The following is a 26,321-nucleotide window of genomic DNA, read 5'->3' on the forward strand; positions in this document are numbered from 1 at the left end:
GGTTCTCAGTGGCAGCAGCGGAAGCATCCAGAACGTCAGGCCGGCGCGTCACGCGCGGCAGCGTCACGTTATTGCCGGCGCTGGCTATCGGTTTCGCCAACTCCGCACACGCGAACGCGGTGGCGCCGCTGAACTACTTCCTGCACGCGGCCGGCCCGGCGGCTCGTCCGACGCTGTACCTCGGCTGGGTTTTCACCGCGATCGTGACGCTGGTCACGCTGATCGTCGCTGGCCTGTTGATCGGCGCGATGGTCCGCAAGCGTCCCGTGGCGCAACCGGATGCGCTGAGCGCCGAGCCCGGCGGCATCCGCTGGGTGTTCATCGGTACCGCGGTGTCGTCGGTCGTGCTGTTGGCGATGCTGGTCTATGCATTGATCACGCTCGAATCGGTGGCGTCGCCCGCGTCGGATCCGCAATTGACGATCACCGTGACCGCTTACGACTGGTGGTGGAAAGCCGATTACCGCGACGATCCGAACCCCGCCCGCAACTTCACCACGGCGAACGAGATTCATATTCCGGTCGGTGAGCCGGTGAAGATCGAACTCAAAAGCGCGGACGTCGTGCACGCATTCTGGGTACCGCAACTCGCGGGCAAGACGGAGACGATTCCAGGCCAAACCAACGAGCAGTGGCTGCAGGCGGACCGTCCCGGTATTTATCGTGGGCAGTGCTCGCAGTTCTGCGGCGCGCAGCACGCGCATATGGCGTTCGAAGTGATCGCGCAGGACGCCGCGGCGTTCAACGCGTGGCGCGACGCGCAGGGACGCGCTGCCACCGTGCCCACGGGCGACGCGGCCGTCGCGGCCGGCCAGCATCTGTTCGAGGAGCGCTGCGCGGGTTGCCATACGATTCGCGGCACCAAGGCGACTGGCGTGCAGGCGCCCGATCTGACCCATCTCGATTCGCGTCGCACGATCGCGGCAGGCGCGCTCAGCAACACGCCCGACCATCTACTCGACTGGATCGAGCACGCCCAGCGGATCAAACCCGATGCATTGATGCCCAGTATCGCGCTGACCACCAGCGAGGCCGCCGCGTTGTCGGCGTATCTCGCGACGCTGCATTGAAGCGCATCGCACTCGAGGAGCCCGTTCAATGTCCGATCATCCCGCTTCCGCTTCGCTACCCGCGCTGACCCGCACGCCGCGGCGCGGCCGTGTCGAGCCCGGCAGCGAGCAGGAAAAGCGGCTGCGCGAAATCTGGGAGTCGCGGCCCGGCTGGCGCGGCTGGTTCTCGACGGTCGATCACAAGACCATCGGCTTGCGCTACCTGGTGAGCGCGTTCATCTTTCTGCTGATGGGCGGCGTCGAAGCGCTGATCATGCGCGTTCAACTGGCGCGCCCCAACGCAACGGTGCTGACGCCCGAACAGTACAACCAGCTGTTCACGATGCACGGACTGACGATGATCTTTCTGTACGCGCTGCCCGTTCTGTCCGGCTTCTCGAACTATCTATGGCCGCTCGTGCTCGGCGCGCGCGACATGGCCTTTCCGCGCCTGAACGCGCTGTCGTATTGGGTGTTCCTGTTCTCCGGCATCTTCCTGTATGCGAGTTTTCCGACGGGACAGGCGCCCGACGCCGGCTGGTTCAACTACGTGCCGCTGTCCGACCTCGAGTACAGCAACGGCCCGAATATCGACGTGTACGCGCTCGGCATGGTGCTGCTCGGCATTTCGACGACGGTCGGCGCGATGAACTTCGTCGTCACGCTGCTGAGGATGCGCGCGCCGGGCATGTCGCTCGATCGCGTGCCGGTGCTCGTGTGGGGCACGCTGACCGCGTCGGCCGGCAATCTGTTGGCGGTGCCGTCGGTGAGCCTCGCGTTTCTGATGCTGTGGATGGACCGCCGCATCGGCACGCATTTCTTCGACGTGCTCAATAGCGGGCGGCCGCTGCTCTGGCAGCACCTGTTCTGGATTTTCGCGCACCCGTGGGTCTACGTGGTCGTGTTGCCGGCCATGGGCATCGTGTCGGATGCATTGCCGGTCTTTTGCCGCCGGCCGCTGGTCGGTTATGGGCCGGTCGCGTTGGCGACGGTCGCGACGATGGTGGTCGGCTTTGCCGTGTGGATTCACCATATGTTCGCGACCGGTATCCCCGCGCTCGCGCTGTCGTTCTTCGGCTCGGCCAGCATGGTCATCGCGGTGCCGAGCGCGGTCGCGACGTTCGCCTGGGTCGCGACGATCTGGACCGGTCGCCCCGTGTATCGCGTGCCGTTCCTGTTTTTTGCGGGCTTCGTGCTGCTGTTCGTGATCGGCGGCGTCTCCGGCGTGATGACGGCCGCGGTGCCGTTCGACTGGCAACTCACCGACACGTACTTCGTCGTCGCGCATCTGCACTACGTGCTGCTTGGCATCAACGTATTTCCGGTGATCGGCGGCATCTACTTCTGGTTTCCAAAATTCACCGGCAGGATGACGAACGAGCGTCTCGGCAAGCTCGCGTTCTGGGTGCTCTTCATCGGCTTCAACGTCGCGTTCTTTCCGATGCATATCGCGGGACTGCTCGGCATGCCGCGCCGCATGTACACGTATCCCGCCGACATGGGCTGGAACACGGTGAATCTCGTCACGTCGCTCGGTTCGTTCCTGTTTGCGGCCGGCGTGCTGCTGTTTCTGATCGATGTCGCGGTGAGCCTGAGGCGCGGAAAGGTCGCCGGCAACAACCCGTGGGACGCGCCGACGCTCGAATGGTCGATCAGCTCGCCGCCGCCGCCGTACAACTTCGCGGTGGTGCCGACGCTCGCGAGCCGGCATCCGTTGTGGGAAGGCCGGATCGAAGAGCCGGGCGACGCGGTTCAAACACGCTCGCAACTCGACGAAGGCTATCTGCTCGCGCAAGGTCGCGAAGCGTTGGGCACGACCGCGCTCGAGGCGAGTCCCGACGTGATCCTGAAGATGCCCGAAGATTCGTACGCGCCGTTCTGGCTCGCGGTCTTTGCCGCGCTACTGTTCGCGGGGCTCGCGTTGACCGCCTGGGTGTTCGTGGGGGCGATGCTGGCCGGCTGCGCGGTCTCGATCATCACGTGGCTGTGGCCCGAGCGCGCGCTGATCCAGCGCGAGCCGGTCGCGGTCGAGGATGCCGGAGGCTGACATGAGCGATGCACTGGATCTCAATCGCTCGTCGAGCGAACCGGACGAGACCGCGCGTGCGTTGCCGGTTGGCAGCGCGGGCGAGCGATCGAGCGGCTGGTGGGGCTGCTTCACGCTGATCACGACCGAAGGCGCGCTGTTCGGCTATCTGATCTTCTCGTATCTGTATCTGGCCTCGCAAAGCCAGCAGCATTGGCCGCCGGAAGGATTGCCGAAGCTCGGGCTCGGCAGCGCCAATACGGTCATTCTGCTATCGAGCAGCGTGTTCGTCTGGTTCTGCGAGCGCTGCGTGCGTCGGCGGCGATTGCGGCTCGGTGTCGCGTCGATGGCGGTGGGCATCGTGCTGGGCTGCATCTTCCTGGGCATTCAGTTGCGCGAATGGCACAACCACCCCTATGGGCTGACCTCGCATCTCTATGGTTCGCTGTACTTCACGATTACCGGCTTTCACATGGCGCACGTACTGGTCGGGATCGTCGTGCTGACGCTGCTGGCGATCTGGACCGCGCTCGGCTATTTCGACGACAAACGCTGCGCGGCGCTGTCGGTCGGTGGGCTGTATTGGCACTTCGTCGATGTCGTCTGGCTGTTCATTTTCAGCACGCTGTATCTGACGCCGTATCTGTTCCGGGAGTGGTCGTGACGACAGCGCCCAGAGACTCGCACATCTCGATGCCCTACGTGCTGATCGGTCTGCTCGCGGCGCCGTTCGCGTGGCTGTTGCAGATGATGCTCGCGGAAGCGCTCGCGGCGCAGGCCTGCTATCCGTACAACCATCCGCTCGGCGCGCCGCTCGTGTCGTGGATGCGTCCGGCGCTCGTCGCGCTCGGCACCGTGTGTCTGATCGCGGGCGCGTTCGGCACGTGGGTCGCGTGGCGCAATTTGCGCCGCGTCGCGCCACTGAAGTTCGGTGCGCTGAACGGCGAGCGCCGCACGCGTGCCGAACTCGACTGGTTTCTGACGCGCGTCGCGGTGATGTGCAGCACGCTGTTTCTGTTCGCATTGATCGCAACGGATGCCGCGGTCGCGATCGTATCGCCATGCAGGTGGTGGTGATGAAGCGCGACGTTCTCAACGCGCTCAGGTTCGCCATCGCGGCCGCATGCCCGCTGACGATAGCAGCGACCGCAAACGCCGCCGGCGCCTCCACCGACGCCGCGCAGGTCGCGCGCGGCGCATATCTCGCCAAAGCCGCCGATTGCGCCGGTTGCCACACCGCCGCGCCGCGCGTGCCGCATCCGGGGGCGGCGCCTGAAGCAACGCCGCCGTTTGCCGGCGGCCTCGGCATGGGTTCGCCGTTCGGCACGATCTATACGGCGAACATCACGCCGGACCCGCAATACGGCATCGGCCGCTATAGCTATGACGACTTCGCACGCGCGTTGCGCGAGGGCATCGCGCCCGGGGGCAAGCGGCTTTATCCGGCGATGCCGTACCCGTCGTTCGCGAAGATCACCGATGACGACATGCATGCTCTCTACGCATACTTCATGCACGGCGTGCAACCGGTCGCGGCGCCCGCCCCGCAAACGCGCTTGCCGTTTCCATTCAATCAGCGCTGGGTATTGATGTTCTGGGACTGGGCATTCGCGCCGAAAGGCCAGTTCAAAGCCGATGCGAAACGCGATGCGCAATGGAATCGCGGCGCGTACCTGGTGCAATCGCTCGGCCATTGCGGCGCCTGCCACACGCCGCGCGGACCGGCGTACGAAGAGCGCGGCTATGACGAGTCGGCATCGGCCTATCTGACGGGAGGCACCAACGATCACTGGTTCGCGCCGAACCTGAGCGCCGACCCGGGCTCGGGGCTCGGCCGCAGTTCCGCGACCGACATCGTCGAGTTCCTTCGAAACGGCCACGGCGGCGGACTCATCCCGTTCGGCAGCATGGTTCAGGTCGTCGAAGACAGCACGCAGTACCTGAACGACGACGATCTCGCGGCGATCGCCGCGTATTTGAAGAGCCTGCCGCCGCGCGCGCCAAGCGGCTATTTCAACGCCCGCTCCGCCGCCGCGCAGCAAACCGTACGGGCGCTGAAAACCGGGGATGTGGAAAGACCCGGCGCGGGCATTTACGCATCGTATTGCGCGCGCTGTCATCAGATGGATGGGGCGGGGGTGCCGAACAAGTATCCGCGCCTCGCGGGCAACCCCGCGGTGTTGTCGGCGTCGAGCGCGTCATTGGTGCGCCTGCTGGTCGAAGGCGGGGGCAGTCCGCATACCGAGTCGGGACCGGAGCCGCGCAAGATGCCGTCTTTCGCCGGCAAGCTGACGGACACCGAAATGGCCCGCGTGCTCACGTTTGTTCGGACCACATGGGGAAATATGGCCGGACCGGTCACGCGAAACGATGTGTCGAGCGTGCGCGGCGCATTGCGCAAGTAAATGCCAACGCGCCTCGTCATGCGGTGTTCTCGTCACCGTCGCAGTGGCCATTGGCGGCGCTGAACAGCGTCTTCAGCTTCGCATTGACCGCGATCAACTCCCGTACTGGCGCCGCCGCGAGTTGCTGATCGAAGAGCGTGAGAACCTGACCGAGTAGCGCGTAGGCGTCGTGATCGACCACGCAGAGGCCCGTTTCGAGTCCCGCCTGCCGGCAGCGCAGAATTGCGCCCTCCGCGTCGCGAAACAGCTCGGGTACGGCCGAACCATAGCCGCGCTGATTCAGCAGCATCGCCATGTAAATGGCCTGCGCCATGCTGCCGACGTGATATTGATTGGCGACGCCGCTGCGTAATGCCTCGAGCGTCATGTGATAGTCGAGCGAAATTTCGCCTGCTTTGGCAGGTACGATCGGGCGCAGCATAGCCTTCGGGTGCGTGCGCGGCGACTTCGCGGGTGCAGTGCGAGTAGGGCTCGCTTTTCTGGTCATAAGCTCACTGAGGCGGCCGGCTCGCGCCGGCCGCTACACCATCACGGAACCTGACAACGTCCATAACGGAAAACGGCTGCGCCGCGCGCGACGCGGCGCCGTTCCCGTTAGCCCATATGCAGACCGCCGTTCAGCGAGAAATCCGCCCCGGTCGCAAAGCCCGCTTGATCCGACGCGATCCACGCGACGATCGACGCAATCTCTTCCGGCGTGCCGAGACGCCGTACCGGAATTGTCGCGACGATTTTTTCCAGTACTTCCGGACGGATGGCCTTGACCATGTCGGTGCCGATGTAGCCCGGCGACACGGTGTTGACCGTCACGCCCTTGGTCGCCACTTCCTGTGCGAGTGACATCGTAAAGCCATGAATGCCGGCCTTTGCGGTCGAATAATTGGTCTGGCCGAACTGGCCTTTCTGGCCGTTGACCGACGAGATGTTGATGATGCGCCCAAAGCCTCGGCCGACCATGCCCTCGATGACCTGTTTGGTCACGTTGAACAGGCTCGTGAGATTGGTGTCGATCACCGCTTCCCAGTCTTCGAACGTCATCTTGCGGAACATGCCGTCGCGCGTGATGCCCGCGTTGTTGACGAGCACGTCGACTTCACCAACTTCTTTCCTGACCTTCTCGAACGCTTTCGCGGTGGACTCCCAATCCGCGACGTTGCCTTCCGATGCGACGAAGTTATAGCCGAGCGCTTTCTGATCTTCCAGCCATCGGGCTTTGCGCGCCGAGTTCGGGCCGCAGCCCGCGATGACGGTGTAGTTCTCTTTGTGCAAGCGCTGGCAAATGGCGGTTCCGATACCGCCCATGCCGCCGGTTACGTATGCAACACGGTTTGCCATAAGTCCTCCTTCTTGTTTGGGTGAGTTGAGCAAGTTTGATTGGAGGATGGACCTATTATTGGCAGCGGCCAATGGCTGGGACGATGGGCATTTTCACCTACGGGTTAACTGCAAAATCAGGGGTGGAATCGTTGCTTGACGGGGCAATGAATTACGTCGATTGCGGGTTGCATGCTTTGCGAACTCCGGGGGCGCTCGAGACTGCCGGCCGCCCTCCCGTCCTTGCCTGCGCGCCGTCTTCCTCTTACCCTTAGCCTTAAGTACCTGCCCCGGACACCGTGCGGCAGGCTGCCTGCACGGTCGTCGATGCGGGGCGCGAAGCCGTCCCTCGCTCCCGCTCTATTCGTGTGATCATCAGAGGCGCATCAGGATGGCTGACTATCTTGCTGACATCGATCCCGACAGGTTGAACTTCCTTGGGATCTTCGGGCTGTTGATTGGCGGCCTCGCGCTGTTTCTTCTCGGTCTGGAGTTCTTGACCGGCGGCCTGAAGGCGATCGCGGGATCGAAACTGCAGTCGCTGATCGGCGTGCTGACCGCAAGCCGGTTTCGCGGCGTGGTGGCGGGCGCCGTCGTGACCGCGCTGCTGAATTCGTCGACCATCACGACGGTGCTGATGGTCGGTTTCGTGTCCGCCGGCCTGATGACGTTGACCCAGGCGGTGCCGATGATCATGGGCGCGAACATCGGCTCGACCATCACCGCGCAGATCATCGCCTTCGACGTTTCGCGTCTGACGCCGTACATGCTGTCGATCGGCTTCGTGCTGCACGCGTTTGCCCCGCGCGAGCTGCTGCGGCAGATCGGACGCGTCGTAATGGGGCTAGGACTGCTGTTCATGGGCATCCAGCTGATGGGCGAGTCCACGCATCCGCTGCGCACCTATCAGCCGTTCATCGACGCGATGCAGGACATGCGCAATCCGCTCGTCGGCGTCATCGTGGGGGCGGTCTTCACCGCGGTTGTGCAAAGCTCGGCGGCGACGCTCGCGGTCGTGATTGCGTTGAGCGGCCAGGGCTTGATGCCGCTCGAAGCCGCCATCACGCTGATTCTCGGCGCGAATGTCGGCACCTGCGGCACGGCACTGCTCGCCTCGATCGGCAAGCCACCGGAAGCGTTGCAGGTCGGCGTCGTGCATCTGATCTTCAATGTGCTCGGCGTCGTGATTGCGCTCTTCCTGATTCCGCAGATGGCGGAGGTCGTGCGCTGGATATCGCCGTCGCATCCGGAACTGCAAGGGCTTGCGCGCCTCGCTGCCGAAGCGCCGCGTCAGGTAGCCAATGTGCATACGCTGTTCAGCGTGGCGAACACGCTGCTGCTGATCTGGTTTGCCGGTCCGATCGCGCGGCTCGCGCAACTGGTCGTGCCGAAGCGCGCGAAGGCCGCCAAACCCGCGGGTGATCCGCAGTATCTCGACGAGACGTCGCTGGCGGTGCCGGCGCTTGCACTGCAACGCGTGCGTATCGAGCTGACCCGGCTCGGCGCGCAGGTGCTCGACGTTGTGCAACGCGGCTCGCAAATAGTGTCGACCGGCACGATGGAAGAGATCAATCAGATGCTCGATCAGGACAAGGAAAGCGACCGGCTGGCCTTCGAGATTCTTCAATATATCGGCCGCCTGTCGCAGCGGCAGCACTCGGAGGAAGAAGGTCAGCAGGTGGTCGGCTATACGCAGGTCACGAGTCATCTGGAGAGCATCAGCGGCATTGTCGGCATGACGCTGATGACGGTCGGACAACAACGAATGACGCAGCAGATCGATCTGCTGCGTCTGCGCGATGCGGCGACCACGCAGTTTTCCGAGGCGGTGATCCGCAATCTCGAGCAGGCGATCCGCACGATTGCGACGAGCGATCCGGAAGAGGTCGCGAAGGTCGTCGACGCGAAGGCCGGCATCGACAAGCTCGCCGCGACCGCGCGTCAGGTCGTGCTCGCGAAGCTTCAACTGGCGGACAAGGCGGACGTGGTCACGTTCCGGATCGCCATGGATCTGATCGAGCAGGGCCGGCAGATCGCGCAGTTCGCGCGGGCCATTGCGAAAAATGTGGCAGCGCTTCAAGAGCTGCAATAACGCGCGACGCATGATTGGAGATCGATATATTCGCGCAAAGTGATCGCCAGCACACGGACGTTGGGGTTGCACGAGCTCTAAACTTGTGGCGTGTCATCCTCGTGACACGCTTTCAAAGAGAGTGGGATTGCCCGCCTTTGCTGTGCGGGCTTTTTTCGCCTCGCGCGTGTTGTGGTATCAGTAGTCAAGGCGCGGCGGTGAAGTCGATCGTGCGACGACCCACGGTAGCTCGCACAATAAGCAACGCCTGAAGCGATTTAACACACGCCGCATCCATAATTTGATAGCCTTTGTCGCAGCAGAGCATTGAACTCAAGGAGGGCTTCACCATGATAAGGTGGCTTGCTAACTGGGCTTCACAACATGCTCCTACTCCCGAGAAACAGGCCGAACGCGCGCTGAACAACTTGCGCATGGAACTGTTTCAGGCCGAACAGCTCGTGCTCGACGCACAGCTGCGTGCCGATTACTATCGGGCTCGCCTGACCTTCCTCGAAGAAGTCACGAGAAAGGGAATCGAACAGGTATCGGACGAACGCAAGGCTCCTCTGGAGCCTCCCCAGCCGTTGCGGCCGGGACTCAAGCTCACCGCGGCGCAATAGCCGCGTCTATTCCATCGCAATGTGTTCCGTCACCCGCGTTTCGATACGTGGGCTGATGGCAATCGTGCTGTCGCGGGCGCGTGCAGTGCGCGCTCTCGATAGTCGATTGTGTGAGCATTGATTGCCGAGCGGAGAAGTGTCCGGTTGCCCGGTTTCGTGCTTCGACCGGGCAACCTGGACTGAGGGTTTGATTTTTACTGCTCGACTTCCACGGCGCCTCGCTTACTGCGAAACGCCTGCTTCGTCCTGCTTAACTTGCCAGATCGGGCGGCAGCTTGCCGCCGTTTGCCGCGAGCGCCTGCATCACCTGCTTGTGCAGCCAGATGTTCATGCTCGCGGAGTCGTTCATGTCCCCGCTGTACTTCAATTCCTGCGCAAGTTGCTTGCGGTGTTCGAGACTGCTGTCGACGCCGAGTGCCTTCATCGTGTCGACAATCGACGTACGCCAGTTCAACGTCTGTCCGCTTTCGCTGACGAGTTGATCCATCACGGCGGCCACGTCGACGTCGGTCAGCGGCGCGGGCGCGGCGGGAGCGCTGGGCGTCGCGGCTTGCGCGGCGGCCGGGTCGGGGGTGGGTTCTGTCGCGGGGGGAGGTTGGTCCGGCTTCGCTTTGCCGAACAGCTTGTGCACGATGTCACCAAAAATACTCATTTCCGAAATCTCCGCGGTTGAATAACGAATGCGAGTGGGGGCGCTCGCAGGACATACCCCCACTATGCTACGCGATCTACCACGGTGAAAAACGTAATATTTTGTCAACCCGTCGACTGCTCGTATTGGTCCGCGCGCAATGATCCTGACACGACTTAGCCCGCGTCACGTCAACATGACGCTGTGCGTGGTTGATGGAACGAGAAAAACATCATTGCGTCACGAGCCGCTGAACCAGTTGTATCCCTGGTTCTCCCAATAGCCGCCCGGATACTGGTTCGTGATTTCGATAGCGACGACATGCTTGGGATTCTTGAAGCCGAGCTTGGTCGGCACACGCAGCCTCATCGGGAAACCATACTTCGGCGGCAGCACGTCACCGTCGTAAGTCAGCGTGAGCAGCGTCTGCGGGTGGAGCGCGGTCGGCATGTCGATGCTCGTCCAGTAGTTGTAGTCCGCGCAATGAAGCGACACGTACTTTGCACTCGTGTCCGCGCCCGCGCGGCGCAGGAATTCGGAAAAGCGCACGCCGCCCCAGCGACCGATCGCGCTCCATCCTTCGACACAGATAAGACGCGTGATCTGGCTTTCCTGCGGCAGCGCGCGCAGTTCGTCGAGCGTCCACGTACGCTTGCCGTGCGCGAGGCCGCTGACCTGCAGACGGTAGGTCGCGGCATCGATCTCGGGCACCTCGTCGACGCCATAGAACGCATTGAACGGAAACGGCCGTGTGATCATCGATGCCGGATACGTGGGTGCCAGCTTGTTCGGATCGAACAGCAGTGCCTGCACGTCGTCGTTGAAGAACGAGATGCGGCGCAGCGCGGTATTCACCGCCTTGTCGTCGGTCAGATCGCAACCGGATAGCAGCGCGATGCCGCCTAACGTCAGCAGCCGCCGGCCGAACAGCCGGCGCGCAGGCGATTTGAGTTCGCGCTGAGCATCGCGAATGATCGATTCGCCATGCGTCGCGAGGAAGGTGCCTTGTTGCGCGGTTCGTTTTCGGATCGTCATGATTTACCGTCCGCGTAGCATCAACAGCAGCGAGCGGGGCACGAGCGCAACCATCGCGAGGTGAATGACGAAAAACGCCACCAGGACGCTCATACACATGAAGTGCACCACGCGCGCGTTGTCATATCCGCCCATCAGCGTGCGCAGCAGTGGGAACTGCACCGACTTCCAAATGGCGAGCCCCGACAACACGATCAGCAGGATGTCGGCGATCACGACGAGATAGGCGAGCTTTTGCACCGAGTTGTAGTGCGCGAGGTCGTCGTGTTTCAGGCGCCCGCTCAGCGCAGCGAGCAGATCGACGACCAACTGTTTCGGCCGGACAGGCAGCAGCTTGCGTCGAAAGCGTCCGGTCGCCAGATTCAGCGCCAGATAGACGATGAAATTGGCGACCAGCAGCCACATCACTGCGAAATGCCATTGCAGCGCGCCGGCGAGCCAGCCGCCAAGCGTGATCGAAGGTGGAAACTCAATTGCGGGAAAGATCGGCGACGCGTCGTAGATCTGCCAGCCGCTCATTACCATCAGCACGACCGCGACGGCATTGATCCAGTGCGTAATTCGCACCCATCCGGGTTGAACCATGTTGTGCCTCAAGACCACTCCATGCTCGTTGACAATCATTCCGGTGCCGCGGAAGCCGTCAACGGGATGCCGTCGGCGCCGGTATGGGGCCGCAGGCAGGATCGGGCGACGAGGTACGCTGCGAGCGTCTGACTGGCATTGCGCCCGAAGCGGTATCGCGATCGATCGACGGTTATTCCGTCGTGTCTGAAATCTTTTCGTTCTTGCTATCGACTTTCAATGACGATGCACATCGCGCAGGAAGGCCGTCCCGCCGCATGGGAAACGCAGCATACGACATTCCTGACTACGGACGGACGCTGGCTCGAAGGTTGCAGCGCGGAAGGGGTGTCGCAGCACCCTGAGCCGGGTAGCGCACAACGGTAATTGAGTACCAGCCGGCCGGTCTCGCGAGGCCGGCTCAGCCCGAAGCGGAATGGCCATAGCACGGTCATGCCGCTTTTTTTTGTGCTCTTTTTGCGCGGGGCAAATCCGCTACCAGCGCGGCGCATCCATGTTGATCGGAAAAGCGGGGCGTCTCACTGCCGTTCTATGCGAGTTCATTCCCGCTTCATCTGTTCTGTTTATCGGGGTGTGCACCGGCAGGCGTTCGAAAAGCCCGCTTCGAAGGGCCGTGGCTCTGGCTTGAACGCTTGTCCAGCGGGGCTTTGCGCGAATCGGACGGGCTTCGCCGATGCTATGCGGAACGCTGAGAATGCGGATACTCGCATCGACCCAATGGTTAACCCGCGCTTTGGCCCGCGAAGGACGAAACGTACCTTCATGCCAGTTATTTGAGTAAGCCGTGTAGGAGCCCATCGCCACGATGGAGACGGAGTCGACGTACTTTGCGAAGCTAACCCGCTTCGAGCGCGCGATGAGACCAATGAAGGAGACAGGAGAGTTTTGATGACCAGTACTACCAGCGGTAACAGGATTGATATCAAGAAGTTCATCGACGAACGGTCGATTTCGCCCTACCAGTGGCTATTGGTCGTGCTGTGTTTTCTGATCGTGACCGCCGACGGCATGGACGTCGCGATCATGGGTTTCGTCGCGCCTTCCATCATTCATGACTGGGCGATTTCGCGCCCCGAATTCGGACTCGTGATGAGCGCGGCGCCGATCGGTCTCGTGATTGGCGCATTGTTCGCGGGTCCGGCATCGGACCGCATCGGCCGCAAGTGGGTGCTGATTACGTCGGTGTTTCTGTTCGGCGTGTTCACGATCGCGACTGCATTCGCGCAATCGCCGTTTTCGATGGCAGCATTGCGTTTGCTCAGCGGTGTCGGTCTCGGCGCCGCGATGCCGAACTCGACGACGCTGCTGTCCGAGTACGCACCGCAACGCAAGCGCGCGCTGCTGATCACCGTGATGTTCACGGGCTTCAATCTCGGCTCGGCATTGATCGGCTTCGCGGCCGGCTGGCTGATTCCGGTTCACGGCTGGCCGGTCTGAACGCATTTGCACCCGGCCGCTACCCGACCGTTGCGCGTGCGACTGGTGTGAGCTGGATGCTCGGCATGGGCCGCTTCGGCAGTATCTTCGGCTCGGCGATCGGCGGCGCGCTGCTCGGCTTCGGCTGGCAGTTCGGCGCGATCCTGGCGATGCTCGCGATCCCCGCCACACTCGCCGCTATCGCCATCCTGGTGAGCCAGCGTGTGGCCGGCGCCGAAACGGTGGCGCAGCCGAATATCGCGCATTGAGGCGTGAGGCAACGCGGCGCGCGTGCGTTTCGCGGGCGCCGCTGGATAAATTCATCTACTGAGGAATCACGGTGATCATCGACATTCACGGACACTACACCACCGCGCCGAAAGCGTTGGAGACGTGGCGTAACCGCCAGATCGCAGGCATCAACAGTCCTTCCGGGATGCCGAAGGGGTCGGAATTGCAGATCAGCGACGACGAGCTGCGCGAGTCGATCGAAAACAACCAGTTGAAACTGATGCGCGAGCGCGGCCTCGATCTGACGATCTTCAGTCCGCGCGCGAGCTTCATGGCGCACCACATCGGCGACTTCGAAATCTCGAGCACGTGGGCCGCGATCTGCAACGAACTGTGCTATCGCGTGAGCCGGCTGTTTCCCGAGAACTTCGTGCCGGCCGCGATGCTGCCGCAAAGTCCGGGTGTCGATCCGGCCACCTGTATTCCTGAACTCGTCAAATGCGTCGAGCAGTACGGCAATGTCGCGATCAACCTGAATCCCGATCCGTCGGGCGGCCACTGGACCAGCCCGCCGTTGTCGGACCGTTCCTGGTATCCGATCTACGAGAAGATGGTCGAGTACGACATTCCCGCGATGATTCACGTGAGCACGAGCTGCAACGCGTGCTTCCACACCACCGGGTCGCACTACCTGAATGCGGATACCACCGCGTTCATGCAATGCCTGACCTCGGACCTGTTTCGCGATTTCCCGACGCTGCGTTTCGTGATTCCGCACGGCGGCGGTGCGGTGCCGTATCACTGGGGTCGTTTCCGCGGCCTCGCGCAGGAACTGAAAAAGCCCTTGCTGAAAGACCATCTGCTGAACAACGTGTTCTTCGACACCTGTGTCTATCATCAGCCGGGTATCGACCTGCTCACGCGCGTGATTCCCGTGGACAACATCCTGTTCGCGAGCGAAATGATCGGCGCGGTGCGCGGCGTCGATCCGGAAACCGGTCACTATTTCGACGACACGAAGCGCTACGTCGAAGCCGCGGATATGAATCCGGAGCAGCGCTACAAGATCTACGAAGGTAACGCGCGGCGCGTCTATCCGCGTCTCGACGCGTTGCTGAAAACGAAGGGGCTGTGATCATGTATGAAATCGGAGTCGTCTATCGCAACATCCAGCGCGCGGATGCGGAGGTGGCAGCGAAACTCGGCGCGCTCGGTTCGGCCACCGTGCATGAAGCCATGGGCCGCACGGGCCTGCTCCAACCGTATATGCGCCCGATCTATACCGGCGCGCGCACGAGCGGCACGGCCGTCACGGTGCTGCTGCAACCGGGCGATAACTGGATGCTGCACGTCGCGGCCGAACAGATCCGGCCGGGCGACGTCGTCGTCGCCGGCGTCACCGCACAGAGCACCGACGGTTACTTCGGCGATCTGCTGGCCACGAGCTTCAAGGCGCGCGGCGCTCATGCGTTGATCATCGACGCCGGCGTGCGCGACGTCAGCGTGTTGAGCGAAATGAACTTCCCGGTCTGGAGCAAGGCGATTTCCGCGAAAGGCACGGTCAAGGCGACGCTCGGCTCGGTGAACATTCCGGTCGTGTGCGCGGGTGCGTTGGTCACACCGGGCGACGTCGTCGTTGCCGATGAGGACGGCGTGGTCGTGGTGCCGGCGGCCGCCGCGCAAGCCGTGCTCGACAAGGCTGCGGCGCGCGAGGCCAATGAAGCCGGGAAGCGCGCGAAACTCGCCTCTGGGGTGCTCGGTCTCGACATGTACAACATGCGCGGGCCGCTCGAGCAGGCCGGACTGCGTTACAAGGACTGACAGGCGTGGTCGCAATGATCAACGATCAAGCCACGCGCGGGCCGATCACCGGCATTTCGTCGATGGCCATGCGCCAGGTGCTGGCCGGACTCGCCGCGTTCTACGAGCGGCGCACGGGGCAGGGCGTCGCCATCGAATCGGTCGGCGGCGTCGATGCGGCGCGCCGGGTCGAGGATGGCGAAGTCTTCGACATCGTCGTGCTTGCCGCCGACGCGATCGAGCGGCTCGTGGTGACGGGTTGTGTCGAGGCGGCGAGCCGCGTCGGGCTCGCGCGCTCCGGCATCGCGGTCGCGGTCGCGGCCGGAGAAACGCACCCGGACATCGCGTCTGAAGCAGCGCTGCGCGACGCGATTCTCGGTGCGCGCAGCATCGGTTACTCGACGGGGCCGAGCGGCACGCATCTACTGAAGCTGTTCGAACGCTGGGGCATTGGCGGGCAGATCGCTTCGCGTATCGTGAAGGCGCCGCCGGGTGTGCCGGTCGGCACGCTCGTCGCGCGCGGAGAAGTCGCGCTCGGCTTTCAGCAGATGAGCGAATTGATTCACGTGGCGGGCATCGACGTGCTCGGCGAGCTTCCGGCCGCCACCCAGTCCACCACGACTTTCACCGCCGCGATCTGCACGGTGGCGCGCCAGCGTGAAGCAGCGCAGGCGTTGCTGGCGTTTCTGGCCTCGCGCGAGGCCGACGGCGCAAAGCTGCAAAACGGCATGTCACCGGCTTGATGGCGGGCGGCGCTCGCCGCCCAGGCTTGTGTCCTTGCCTTTTCCGCCTCCATCTCTTTGCGCGAGCGCATGCTCGGCTTCGAAACGCTGACAGCGCCGACCGGCACGCCCGATCGGATGGAGGAGGCAAAACGCTACGAATGAAAGCGGATTCAAGCCAGCAGCTTGCCCCACTCGTAATCGATACTGTCCGGCGTGAAGGGCAGCACGCCCGCGCCGGGCGTAAATGTAAGTTCGCCGAAATAAACGAGGTCGTCCGGCGCATACAGGTCGACGCGCACATAGTCGAAGTCTTCGCACAGACGGGCCGCGACATCGAGCACGGCCTGTAGATGCGGCGGGCGCGGAGCGGGCAACGCGCTGCGCTTGTAGTCGCCGATTGCGATATCGAGGTGATTCCAGTCGGCGTCGTACACGTCGCCGTGCGTCGCGTTGCCGAATCGATCCGAGATCACGAGGATATAGATGATCGGCCCGCCAGGACGGCCGCCAAAGCAGTGCATTTTGAAATCCGCCGGAATCTGGCCGCGCCGATCGAGCAGCAACTGCTCGAAGAAAACGCGCGGCTCGATCGTCCGATAGTGCCGCTCGCGCCCAACGTAATAGAATTCGCTGCGCAACCATTGGTCGGCGAGCTTCTTCAGCTTCTCGAACGAGGTCTCTGATTTGTTTCTCACCACTTCGACGTAGCTGCTGCCGTGATTGGCTTTCATTACGAAAGCATCCGGCAGTGCGTCGAACACTTCGGGCGTGAATGCATCGGGCGCTGCGATCAGCGGTATCAAATGCTTGTCGCCGATTTTCCGGGCAATATATTCCCGCACCAGAAGCTTGTCGGTCAGGTCGATATAGCGCGGATCAGGATGAAGATTGCGCTGCAGGATCTTCTCATTGAACGTCACCGGACGAATCAGGTTCGGATAGCGGCCAATGCATTTGTGATGTAACAGGCTTAAGAAAAGGGCGTCCGGCAATAGCGTTTTCGCCGCTTCCTTGATTTTTCTCGCGGCAGATGGCGATTGCCCGTGCGCCGCATGCGCACCGGTGTGCAAGCCCGGCTGCTCGCAGGGCGCAGCCAGAGCACTGTCACCGGACTGTAGGGAGGCCATGTTTTTCGGCGCGACGGCCGCATCCTGCGCGGCCAGTTCGGCGGATTTGATGATCGTCATGTTCTAATCCCTTTGCGGTCGAGTCGACGAGTCGTCCTCGGAGTAACGGGAATTGAAATCAAAGCGTCAGCGGCGCTTGCCGCAACATCTCGGTCGCGGCACTCCAGCTTTCCTCCGGCGTCAGCCAGCGTTCGTCCGCATCCACATGCTGTTGCGCGCGGAATTGCGTCGGCGACATGCCATAGCGCTCCTTGAATAGCCGCCCAAGCCGATTACCGTCGCCCATTCCGCAGCGGCGCGCAATCTTGTCGACCGGCAGATCGGTGTTCTTCAGCATCGAGCGAACGATCTCGAAGCGTGTGCGCAGCAGATATTCGAGCGGCGTCATGCCGAACTCGCATTTGAAGCGGCGCTGGAAATTGCGCTTGCTCATCGCCACCGATTCGGCCGCCTGCGCAACCGAAATAGCCTTGCTGTAGTTTTCCTTGATCCAGCGCGCCGATTCGCGAATCTTCTCCGTCGTCGTCGTGATGTTGACGTCGTCGAACTCGGAGCGGCTTTTCTCGGCGTAGCCGTTTTGCAGGATGCGGCCGATCTTGCGGGCAGTGTCGGTATTGATGTCGCGTTCGATCTGCGCGAGCGCGAGATCGGTCGGCGTCACATTGCTTTGCGTGCGCGCGGCGTCACCGCTGTCGTCGAACAGAAAAATCGGCACGATCGATTGCAGCGGATCGTTGCAGACGACCGCGAGATTCGCACCCTGTTGCATGCCGAAAGACGCAATCGATCCTTGCAGCGAGATCCACGACAGAAAGCGGTCGTTGGATTCCGCGACTTCGGTGACGTCGCGGCAGGCCACGAAGAGCGCGTGGAAATCAGCGAGACAGTAGCGTTCGAGGCCTTGCGTCCAGATCGATATGCCGGACGAACTGGTCACCAGACCGCCGCCGTCGGATACCACGGTAAACCGGTATGGCGCCTCTTCGCCAGCCGTTCTCTTGAACTCATTGGCAAGCCGGAACGCGTCGCCGATCGCGCCGGTACTTGCCATCGAACAATCCTGAAAGACGAATAGACCAATGTGCTTCATCACGCGAGCTTCTCCAGTCAGGAAAATCTACGCATTGAGATTAGCGCATCGATTTGGGCGAGACGAGCTTGGCCGGCATGCGTGGGTGTTTTGGCGTAATCGTCCGGATTCAAGAAATTCTTACCTCGCTATTCGCAGAAATGCGTGCTACTAATTAACGTTGCACGGAATTTTTTTCCCGATCAATTAGCGCGATTCTTGCAAGCGAAATGCTGGGGCATCGGCGGAATGCGCCGAGCGGCTTGGATTCGGCGCGATTTGCGGGATAACAAGGGCATTCCTGGCACTTGAGCCGTGCAATTGGCGTTCTGTCGCGATGTACGATGCCTGTCGTATTACTCTGTTACAGCAATTGCAGATCGCAACAAGCCTTTCTGGCTTCTTTTCATTTGTAAAGGGCTCCGCATTATCGGCCAATAGCACCCTACTTTGGGCCGCCGGCGAATGCCTCGATCCTTTGCGGACTATGCTTCAGCGCAACATCGAGAGAGAAATTGTCAATCGCGGATTACGTGAATGGCGGGCTTCGCATTTGCTGATTCGTGAGAAGAACAATCGGCAATACCGCGGTGGATAAGCAATAGGTGTGTAGCCTTCCGTGGTTCGAGAGGTCCCGAACACGGCTCCCCGACCTAACCCGACACAGCACGTCGCTTCGCCGTGCTGCCAGCCAATCGAGGGTCTATCCGGCCGGCGGCATAAATAGCGACGTGGCGACGCAAAGCGATCGCCGATCGTTTTGTTTCATCAACCTGCAAGGATCAGACCGGTGGATTACTATCCGCAAAACTCGCTCTATCCCGCTGTTGATACCGAGCGTAGACAACTCAGTGCCCGCGCGATGCTCACGCTAATGCGCGACCACATCTGGGAGATCGTGGTGACGACGGTCGTCGTCCTCACGTTCGCGGTCGCGTATCTTCTGATTGCCACGCCTATCTATTCCGCTGACGTAATCATTCGCGTGGACCCACCCGAGCCAAATGCCCTCGGACTCGCGTTGCAGAACCAGGAACTGTTGCCGCCACCGACGCCGTCGTCGGTAACCGAAATGGCGGTCATGGAAAGCCGTGCAGTTTTGCAGCCGGTGATGGACCAGTTCCGTTTCGACATTTCGGTGAAGCCGCACAAGCTTCCGGTTCTCGGCGACATCGCCGAAAAATTCGCTACACCGGGACAGCCCGCGGCGCCGTGGCTCGGGCTGAAATCGTTTGCATGGGGCGGCGAGCGTGTGCAGATCGCCGCGCTCGACGTGCCGCGCGAACTCGAGGAAGAGAAGCTGACCTTGACCGCGCTCGACAATGGCGCCTTCGAATTGCACGGCCCGTCCGGCGAGTTGCTGGCGAGAGGCACGGTCGGCATGCCGCTCAAGCAGAACGGCGTGTCGATGCTCGTGAAGGAACTCGATGCGCGGCCGGGTACGAAGTTCGAGGTGATCCGCTGGAATGAGCTCGATGCCATCAAGCGCTTCACCAGTCTCGTCAAGATTGGCGACAAGGTGAAAGACTCCGGGCTGATGCAAATCCAGTACCGCGACAAGAGTCCGGACAAAGCCGCGGCCGTCGCCAATGCATTGGGAGAGCAATACCTCGCATCCGCGGTGGCGAGCCGGCAAGCGAACGACACGCAGACGCTCGCGTTTATTGACGGCGAACTCCCGCGTCTACTCGGCGAATTGCGAAAAGCCGAGGAAGCGCTGAAGAACTTCCGCTCGCGCTCGCAATCGATGCAGCCGACCAACGAGGCGCAAGCCTATTTGCAGGGCGGCCTCGATCTCGACAAGCAGATCGCGGCGCTGCAATTGCAGCGCACGCAAATGCTCGAGCGCTATACGGGACAGAGCCGCTGGGTGCAGAACGTCGACGAGCAACTGGCGCAATTGAAAGAAGCGAAAGCGAAATTCTCCGACCATTTCAACGGCATGCCCGCGTCGGAACGCGCGAGCGTCGATCTGATCCGCGCGCAGAAAGTCGCGGAAACGGTGTATCTCGGCATGGTGCAGAAGGCCGAGCAATTGCAGGTGCGCCGCGCCAGCACGACGGGCGGCGCGCATATTCTCGATCGCGCGATCAGACCGCATATGCCGGTCATGCCACAGCCGATTCTCGTGCTCGGCGGCGGATTGGTGCTCGGTATCGTGTCCGGCGTCGTGTTGGTCTTCATGCGCCGCCACGTGATGATCGGCGTGACCGACCCGCGCTATGTCGAGCGCCAGATGAGCGTGCCGGTGTTTGGCGAGATTCTGTTCAGCCATCAGCAACTGCTGCTCGACCGCGAGGCGACCGCGGGGCGCAAATCGCTGCCGGCAGCAGCCGGGCGCGCCCATCCGCCGATGCAGAAGAGTCTGCACGAGATTCAGTTCGATTCCGGCGTCCAGAACAGGATTCTCGCCGCGCGCTTTCCACACGACACGTCGGTCGAAGCGCTGCGCAGCGTACGGACCGCCGTCACGCGCGATCTCGCGCATGCACGCAACAACATCGTGATGATCATCGGGCCCACGCCGTCGGCCGGCAAGAGCTTCGTCGCCGCGAATCTGGCGATCCTGCACGCTGAAATCGGCTCACGGGTGGTGCTGATCGATGCCGACATGCGACGCGGTCATCTCGCCTCGCTATTCAACGAGAGCAATCGTGGAGGCCTTTCCGAAGTACTGTCCGAACGCCTGCCGCTCCGCAATGCGCTGCGCTCGACCCGCATCGACGGATTGACGTTCCTGTCATGCGGCGTGCGCCCGGAGAACCCCGCCGCGCTGCTGATGAGGCCGCACCTGAAGGATGTGCTCGAGCGGCTGTCGAGCCAGTTCGATCTGGTGATCATCGATACGCCGCCTTTCCTCGCGGTCACCGACGCCTCGATCGTCGCGAACGAGGCGGGCGCATCTCTGCTCGTGCTGCGCTCGGGCATGCAAAGCGAGGAGGAGATCGCCGACACGCTCAGAAAGGTGGAACGCGCGGAAGGGCGCATCGCGGGCGCGGTGTTCAACGGCATTCCGCTGCGTCGAAGCACGAAGAACTATGGCTACGAAACGAACTATGCCAGCGATTTCGGCGAAAACGACGTCGGACAGCAAGCGCCGCGAGGCGCCTGAGCGTGTGGAGACCCCAACGCGGTAAAGCGCGTTCGCGATGGCGTAAAACGGAGAACCAGATGGCCTTTGCAATCAACGGAAAGTTTACTTCTCAGTCCATCACGGGGGTTCAACGCGTTGCGTATGAGCTGACGCGGGCCATGCAGATGCGCGCCGCGCCCGGTGACGAACCGGAAGTGTTCGTGCCGCAAAACGCCGTCGAGCCGGGGGCGCTGCTCAAACCGCAGCGGCGCTTTCCGTGGCTGCGCGGCACGCTGTGGGAGCAGATCACGCTGCCAGTCGCCGCCCGCGGCATCACGCTGCTGAGTCTGTGCAATACGAACCCGCTGTTCAAGCACAGTCAGGTCGTGATGGTTCACGACATGGCCGTCTTTGACGTGCCGCAGGGCTTTTCGAGGAAATTCCGGCTCTGGTATCGCATCTGTTTCGCGCTCTTGCCGCGCACGCATCCGATCGTTCTGACGGTCTCGACGTTTTCGAAAATGCGGATCTGCCATCACCTGAAAATCGACGAATCGCGTGTGAAAGTGGTGGCGCCCGGCGCGGATCATTTCGACCGGATCGTTGCCGACCCATCGGTGCTGCAACGGCTCGAATTGAAGAAGGACGCCTATTGCGTGATCGTCGGCAGTCTCGATCCGCGCAAGAATCTGCGCGGCGTGCTCGATGCGATCGTGCGGCTCGGGCATCTGCGCGACGTCAAATTCGTCATCGTGGGAAAACAGTATCCGCGCATCTTCAGCGGTGCAGGCGTCGAGCATCCTGTGCATTCGCGGCAGGTCGTGTGGGCAGGTTTCGTGTCGGACGCGGAGTTGAAGGCACTGTACGAGAGCGCTGGCTGCCTCGTGTTTCCGTCGTTATACGAAGGTTTCGGCCTGCCGCCTCTGGAAGCGATGTATTGCGGCTGTCCGGTGATCGCGTCGGCGCGCACGTCGATACCCGAAGCATGCGGCGATGCCGCAATGTACTGCGACGCGACCTCCGCGGACGACATCGCCGCAAAGATCGCGCAGATGATGAGCGACGCCGGTCTTCGCCAACGTTATCGCAGCGCGGGGCTGCTGCATGCGCGCGAGTTTCGCTGGGAGCGCGCGGCGCAAACGGTGCTCGAAATCCTCGATGTCAAGACTGGCGAGCGGCTGCCCGAACTGACGCCGCGCGCGTCCGCGAGCTAGCGATGGGTGGGCACGAACATGGATCGCATGAAGACCCGTGCTGGCAGAAGACGTGCATTGCGCACACTCGCCGCGTTGGCGGCGGGTGCGGCCGCGCCGTTGTCGACTCTCAGGCCCGCTCTCGCATTGGTACCGGACCCAGCGCCCGCGAACGCGCGCGCCCGCATGATGACCGATCTGATCGGCACGAACGGCTGGGCCGGATCGGAAGCCGACATCGAGATGTGGCGAGCGATGGGCATTAGCTGGGGCCGTGACACGGTCGGCCCTGGTCAACCTGATCGGCCCGGCGAGGCGATGCGCATCGACAAAACGAGCTCGGCGTTCGATATCGATCTGCCGCCGGCACTGTTGCGAAACGAACGCAATGGAATCGGTTCGCTGTTGATGCTCGGCTATACGCCGAGATGGAATGCGACTGTGCCCGGCGACAGCAATTCGGCACCCGTCGACGTGGATGTGTGGAAGCAGTATGTCGACGCGGTGGTGCGAAAGTATTCGGCGCCGCCTTATAACCTGCGCTATTTCCAGATCTGGAACGAGGCGGCCGGCAAATTGTCCGGCGGCTTGCCTCAGTCCGTGTTCTGGCACGGCCCGGAGTTCAGCAAGGACGAAAAACGCTCGAAACCGTACGAACGCGCGATGCAGGATTACGTCGAGCGGATTCATATTCCGGCGGCCCGCATCATTCGCAGTTATCGCGCATATGTAGTGTATGGCGGCTGGCCGGACCAGGGCGGCCTCGATAACTTCCACCGCTGGCTCGAATATCGCAGTCCGGTCTTGAAAGAGCGCATGCTCGATTGGGTCGACTACGTCGACACGCACTACTTGCCGGTTGCCGATATGGAATCGCTGTACCAGCGATATGTGAAGAACGGTCCCGCGCGCGGCATCTGGCAAACGGAGATCGGCAACGAGTACATGAAAGACCCGCACTATTTGCCGCGTTATTTCTTCGACTTCGCGGTGTGGGCGCTCGGCAGGAATTGGGACGACCCGAACAAGTACCTGTCGATGATCTATCACTGGGACGGCTATGAACCTTTTCGTCTCACGCATCCCGGCCCGCCTGAACGAACCTACAACGTTTCCGGTCGAAGCTTGGTCGTGTTGCATCAAACAGCGGGTGGGCATCTGGCGAGTTTTTCGAAGCCGCTGCAATGCGGTCCGGGTGTTGCTGCAAATGCCTTGCTTTCCGGCAACGACCTCGTGATGCAGGTGAGCAGCAGCGCGGGCTGGCAGAACATTTCCATCGGCGGGCTGCAGCCGCTGCGCTCCCACGCGGTGCAGGTCGATTTCATCGATGCGCTGAGCGGCGAGGCGAGCGCACCGGACACGGTTGCATCGAGTTGGGACAACGATTTGATGAACGTGCGATTCAAGGTACCCGACCAGGTGAACGGCGCTGGTAATAATCCGCCCAAACATCTGGCTTATCTCGTGGTGCGTCGTGTGACGCAGGCAGTGGCATAGCGATATTTCGCGAGCATGACGACCGCCGGGAGCCGGCGGATCGAACCTGACGGATAGCGTTGACACATCATGAAGCAGGTCACCATTGCGATTTGCAACTACAACTACGAGCACTATCTGGCCGCGGCGATCGACTCGGCGCTCGCGCAGGATTATCCGGCGACCACCGTCATGGTCGTCGACGATGGCTCGACCGACGGTTCGCGCGCGATCATCGAAAGCTATGGCGATCGCGTACTGACGTTGTGCAAGAAAAACGGCGGGCAAGTATCCGCCTACAACTATGCAATCGCGTCGCTCACCACCGAGTATGTGATCCTTCTCGATTCCGATGACGTGCTGTACCCATCCGCGGTTACCGAAGTCATGCGCTTTTTCGAGGACGGCGAGTGGGCCAAGGTGCAATTCCGGCTCGACGTTATGGACAACGAAGGCGCATTGACGGGCGCCTATGTGCCGAATAGCGAGCCGCCACACGACTGCGGCAGGCTGCTGCGCGGCGGCTGGCTCTATCCGTCTCCGCCCGCGTCCGGCAATGCTTACCGGGTGAGCGCGCTCAAGCAGATCTTCCCGGTTCCCGAAGAGGGCGTGAATCGCTATGGCGCGGACTTTTATGCGATCTATGGCGTCGCGCTGGCTGGACCGATCGCTACCGTGTCGAAGTCGCTAGGCGGCTACCGGGTGCATAACGCGGGCAGTGAAACGGTGTCGTTCGCGAACTCGGAACAACTGACGAAAGCACCGCGCGCGTTCAACATGCGCTGGGCCATTCTGCGCAATATCGCCAAAGATCGGCTCGACATAGAACTACCGGCAACATTTCTCGACTTCTCACACGAGAAGGCGACATTCTGCTCTTCCGTTTATCGCGCGACCCTGTTCCGGCGTTGGCATTGGATGATCCTCGATTCGCGCAACTATCTGCACACGATCATTGCAAATCCGTTCTGGAGCCTGAAGAAGAAGCTCGGCACGCTCGTACTGTCGAGCCTGTGTCTCGTGCCTTATTCGCCGCTGTCGGATTTCGCGGTGCGTTATATCGCGAACCCGCTCGCGCGCCGTCGCGTCGCAAGACGCTGAGGCGAAGGAGGACGGCATGGATAGACGAACGAGCGCCAACCTGATCGTATTTGTTTACGCCGGCTATTTCATGAGGTACGTGTACCTCATGATCGTCGTGCCGTTCTATGGCCGGGTGCTCGGCGTGGCCGAATACGGCCGGGTACTCGCGTCGATGTCGCTGATGAACGTGATATGGATGCTCGTCGGCTTCGGCTTTACCTTCGTCGGCATGCGCGAGGTGGCGAAAGCGCAGTCGACCCAGGAATGCAATGCGATCTATTCGCTGCATGTCAGCGCGCGGCTGACACTCGCCGTGATCGGCGCGGGCATCGGCATCATTGCGACGTTCTGTTCACCGTTACTGTCGGAGCGGCCGCTGATCGGCCTGCTCGCGACCTTGCTAGGTATCGTGTCGGCATGCAATCTCGGCTGGCTGTTTCAGGGGCGGCAACACATTCGAACGCCGATCATGATCGAAGTGTTCGGCTTCGCGCTGAGTCTCGTGCTGGTGCTGACTCTCGTCAAAGGACCGAACGATGCCGTATGGGTGTTGGCGAGTTTGCTGATTGCGGGTATCGCGTCCTTGATCATTGCCTACGGTTTGACGACGTGGCAACTCGGCTGGCCGCGTCTGGCGTTTGCCGGCGTCCTGCCGCTCGTGCGCCGGTCGACGATGCTGTTCTGCTATTCGTCCGGCTCCGTCGTGCTGACGGCATCGTCGACGTATTTGCTGACCTTGTTCTCGACGCCCGCGGAGGTGGGCTATTTCGGCGCGGCCGAGCGTTTCGCGACGATCGGACTGAGTCTGATGGCCCCCGCGGCGCAAGTCTTTATTCCGACGATAACCCGGCAACTCGCGCAGGGCGACAAGGCGGGCGCGCATGTCACGACGCGGCGCGGCGCCATCTTGCTGCTCGGCTATGGCGTGCTCGTGCTGTGCGGCGCGTTGACGCTGTCGCCTTTCGTGTTGCCGCTGATTCTCGGCGCCGCGTTCGAGCCGAGCGTGCACGTGTTGCAGGTGTTTGCATGGATGTTCCCGTTCGCGGCTTTCAACGAGTTCGTCGCGCTCTATGTATTCGTGCCGCGCAGGAGAGACCGGGTGCTCGCGATTGCCGGCGTCGCCTCGGCGCTGGTCAATCTCACAGCGGCGCTCGTTCTCGCGCCGCGTTTTGGCGCGATTGGCATGGCCTCTGCTCGGGTGATCGGCGAAGCGGCGCTGTCGGTGACGCTGCTCAGCGTGTTGATTCGCCTCGAGCTGGTCGGGCTGTTGCCCGGCGCCGAGCGCGCGCTCGAGCGGGTGCGTGTGGTGTGCGGGCTGAGTACGCAGGCGGGCGGCGCAAAGGACGATTGAAGTGGCGCGTGAGTGTGTGGGAGTTTGGGTGGATTGTC

General features: G+C 62.0%; 23 protein-coding genes and 1 pseudogene. 17 read left to right on the plus strand and 7 right to left on the minus strand.

All coding sequences use genetic code 11. The features are described from left to right. Positions 1-8 precede the first annotated feature (8 nt). Genes coxB through HWY30_RS12385 form a run of 5 tightly spaced genes read left to right on the plus strand, consistent with a single transcriptional unit; the run spans position 9 to position 5,480 of the window. On the plus strand, positions 9-1,070 hold the full coding sequence (gene coxB, locus HWY30_RS12365; protein ID WP_090809147.1) for a cytochrome c oxidase subunit II: 1,062 nt from the start codon (positions 9-11) through the stop codon (positions 1,068-1,070). A gap of 28 nt (positions 1,071-1,098) precedes the next feature. Next, positions 1,099-3,096 carry a cytochrome c oxidase subunit I gene (ctaD, locus tag HWY30_RS12370; protein ID WP_090809148.1) on the plus strand — a complete coding sequence of 666 codons (1,998 nt, stop codon included), beginning with the start codon at positions 1,099-1,101 and terminating at the stop codon, positions 3,094-3,096. Between the two features lies 1 nt (position 3,097). Continuing rightward, positions 3,098-3,739 (plus strand): cytochrome c oxidase subunit 3, encoded by a 642-nt coding sequence (locus tag HWY30_RS12375; RefSeq protein WP_090810416.1) that lies wholly within the window; start codon positions 3,098-3,100, stop codon positions 3,737-3,739. Continuing rightward, entirely contained in the window at positions 3,736-4,152 is a 417-nt protein-coding gene (locus tag HWY30_RS12380) for a hypothetical protein (RefSeq protein WP_090810418.1), read from the plus strand. The genes HWY30_RS12375 and HWY30_RS12380 overlap by 4 nt, the downstream gene beginning before the upstream one ends. Then, positions 4,152-5,480, plus strand: a complete 1,329-nt coding sequence (locus HWY30_RS12385; protein WP_244144888.1) for a c-type cytochrome — start codon at positions 4,152-4,154, stop codon at positions 5,478-5,480. The genes HWY30_RS12380 and HWY30_RS12385 overlap by 1 nt, the downstream gene beginning before the upstream one ends. Before the next feature lie 16 nt (positions 5,481-5,496). On the opposite strand, the gene HWY30_RS12390 is transcribed toward HWY30_RS12385, so the two are convergent. Both HWY30_RS12390 and HWY30_RS12395 read right to left on the minus strand, forming a co-directional pair. Continuing rightward, entirely contained in the window at positions 5,497-5,901 is a 405-nt protein-coding gene (locus tag HWY30_RS12390; protein WP_090809152.1) for a Fis family transcriptional regulator, read from the minus strand. Between the two features lie 173 nt (positions 5,902-6,074). Further along, positions 6,075-6,815 (minus strand): 3-ketoacyl-ACP reductase, encoded by a 741-nt coding sequence (locus HWY30_RS12395; protein WP_090809155.1) that lies wholly within the window; start codon positions 6,813-6,815, stop codon positions 6,075-6,077. Positions 6,816-7,185: 370 nt separating this feature from the next. On the opposite strand from HWY30_RS12395, the gene HWY30_RS12400 reads away from it, so the two are divergent. Further along, the gene (locus HWY30_RS12400) at positions 7,186-8,886 is read left to right on the plus strand and encodes a Na/Pi cotransporter family protein (RefSeq protein ID WP_090809157.1); all 1,701 of its coding nucleotides are present in this window, start codon (positions 7,186-7,188) and stop codon (positions 8,884-8,886) included. Positions 8,887-9,215: 329 nt separating this feature from the next. After that, complete coding sequence (locus tag HWY30_RS12405; RefSeq protein ID WP_013091148.1) at positions 9,216-9,488, plus strand: hypothetical protein; 273 nt, start codon at positions 9,216-9,218, stop codon at positions 9,486-9,488. A 250-nt stretch (positions 9,489-9,738) separates the two neighbouring features. Here HWY30_RS12405 and HWY30_RS12410 read toward each other — a convergent pair whose 3' ends face one another. The 3 genes from HWY30_RS12410 to HWY30_RS12420 form a co-directional block, all read right to left on the minus strand. Beyond that, positions 9,739-10,140, minus strand: a complete 402-nt coding sequence (locus HWY30_RS12410) for a DUF3597 domain-containing protein (RefSeq protein ID WP_090809158.1) — start codon at positions 10,138-10,140, stop codon at positions 9,739-9,741. A gap of 219 nt (positions 10,141-10,359) precedes the next feature. Continuing rightward, the gene (locus HWY30_RS12415) at positions 10,360-11,154 is read right to left on the minus strand and encodes a molybdopterin-dependent oxidoreductase (protein ID WP_090809160.1); all 795 of its coding nucleotides are present in this window, start codon (positions 11,152-11,154) and stop codon (positions 10,360-10,362) included. 3 nt (positions 11,155-11,157) lie between these two features. Then, a complete protein-coding gene (locus tag HWY30_RS12420; RefSeq protein WP_090809162.1) occupies positions 11,158-11,739 on the minus strand; it encodes a cytochrome b/b6 domain-containing protein in 582 nt (193 codons plus the stop codon). Positions 11,740-11,958: 219 nt separating this feature from the next. On the opposite strand from HWY30_RS12420, the gene HWY30_RS12425 reads away from it, so the two are divergent. The 5 genes and pseudogenes from HWY30_RS12425 (at position 11,959) to HWY30_RS12445 (ending at position 15,929) form a co-directional block, all read left to right on the plus strand. Continuing rightward, complete coding sequence (locus HWY30_RS12425; RefSeq protein WP_167368753.1) at positions 11,959-12,105, plus strand: hypothetical protein; 147 nt, start codon at positions 11,959-11,961, stop codon at positions 12,103-12,105. 522 nt (positions 12,106-12,627) lie between these two features. Next, a pseudogene (locus tag HWY30_RS12430) lies at positions 12,628-13,424 on the plus strand (MFS transporter). A gap of 71 nt (positions 13,425-13,495) precedes the next feature. Beyond that, on the plus strand, positions 13,496-14,521 hold the full coding sequence (locus tag HWY30_RS12435; protein WP_090809164.1) for an amidohydrolase family protein: 1,026 nt from the start codon (positions 13,496-13,498) through the stop codon (positions 14,519-14,521). A gap of 2 nt (positions 14,522-14,523) precedes the next feature. Beyond that, positions 14,524-15,207 (plus strand): 4-carboxy-4-hydroxy-2-oxoadipate aldolase/oxaloacetate decarboxylase, encoded by a 684-nt coding sequence (gene ligK, locus HWY30_RS12440; protein ID WP_090809166.1) that lies wholly within the window; start codon positions 14,524-14,526, stop codon positions 15,205-15,207. A gap of 14 nt (positions 15,208-15,221) precedes the next feature. Then, positions 15,222-15,929: a substrate-binding domain-containing protein gene (locus HWY30_RS12445; protein WP_244144889.1), complete on the plus strand. Its 708-nt coding sequence runs from the start codon at positions 15,222-15,224 to the stop codon at positions 15,927-15,929. 152 nt (positions 15,930-16,081) lie between these two features. Here HWY30_RS12445 and HWY30_RS12450 read toward each other — a convergent pair whose 3' ends face one another. Together HWY30_RS12450 and HWY30_RS12455 are read right to left on the minus strand one after the other, a co-directional pair. Beyond that, positions 16,082-17,098, minus strand: coding sequence for an ATP-grasp fold amidoligase family protein (locus HWY30_RS12450; protein ID WP_090809170.1), 1,017 nt, complete (start codon positions 17,096-17,098; stop codon positions 16,082-16,084). Positions 17,099-17,156: 58 nt separating this feature from the next. Continuing rightward, positions 17,157-18,089, minus strand: coding sequence for a GlxA family transcriptional regulator (locus tag HWY30_RS12455; RefSeq protein WP_176078887.1), 933 nt, complete (start codon positions 18,087-18,089; stop codon positions 17,157-17,159). A gap of 808 nt (positions 18,090-18,897) precedes the next feature. Here HWY30_RS12455 and HWY30_RS12460 point away from each other — a divergent pair. The 5 genes from HWY30_RS12460 (at position 18,898) to HWY30_RS12480 (ending at position 26,283) form a co-directional block, all read left to right on the plus strand. Beyond that, entirely contained in the window at positions 18,898-21,219 is a 2,322-nt protein-coding gene (locus HWY30_RS12460; RefSeq protein ID WP_176078888.1) for a polysaccharide biosynthesis tyrosine autokinase, read from the plus strand. Between the two features lie 59 nt (positions 21,220-21,278). Beyond that, positions 21,279-22,394 carry a glycosyltransferase family 4 protein gene (locus tag HWY30_RS12465; protein ID WP_090809172.1) on the plus strand — a complete coding sequence of 372 codons (1,116 nt, stop codon included), beginning with the start codon at positions 21,279-21,281 and terminating at the stop codon, positions 22,392-22,394. Positions 22,395-22,412: 18 nt separating this feature from the next. Further along, entirely contained in the window at positions 22,413-23,870 is a 1,458-nt protein-coding gene (locus HWY30_RS12470; protein ID WP_176078889.1) for a hypothetical protein, read from the plus strand. A 69-nt stretch (positions 23,871-23,939) separates the two neighbouring features. Continuing rightward, on the plus strand, positions 23,940-24,950 hold the full coding sequence (locus tag HWY30_RS12475; RefSeq protein ID WP_090809176.1) for a glycosyltransferase family 2 protein: 1,011 nt from the start codon (positions 23,940-23,942) through the stop codon (positions 24,948-24,950). Positions 24,951-24,966: 16 nt separating this feature from the next. Further along, on the plus strand, positions 24,967-26,283 hold the full coding sequence (locus tag HWY30_RS12480) for a lipopolysaccharide biosynthesis protein (RefSeq protein ID WP_090809178.1): 1,317 nt from the start codon (positions 24,967-24,969) through the stop codon (positions 26,281-26,283). The last annotated feature ends 38 nt before the right edge of the window (positions 26,284-26,321 follow it).

Origin of the sequence: Paraburkholderia tuberum STM678, assembly GCF_902833905.1 — a bacterium.
GTDB lineage: Bacteria > Pseudomonadota > Gammaproteobacteria > Burkholderiales > Burkholderiaceae > Paraburkholderia > Paraburkholderia tuberum.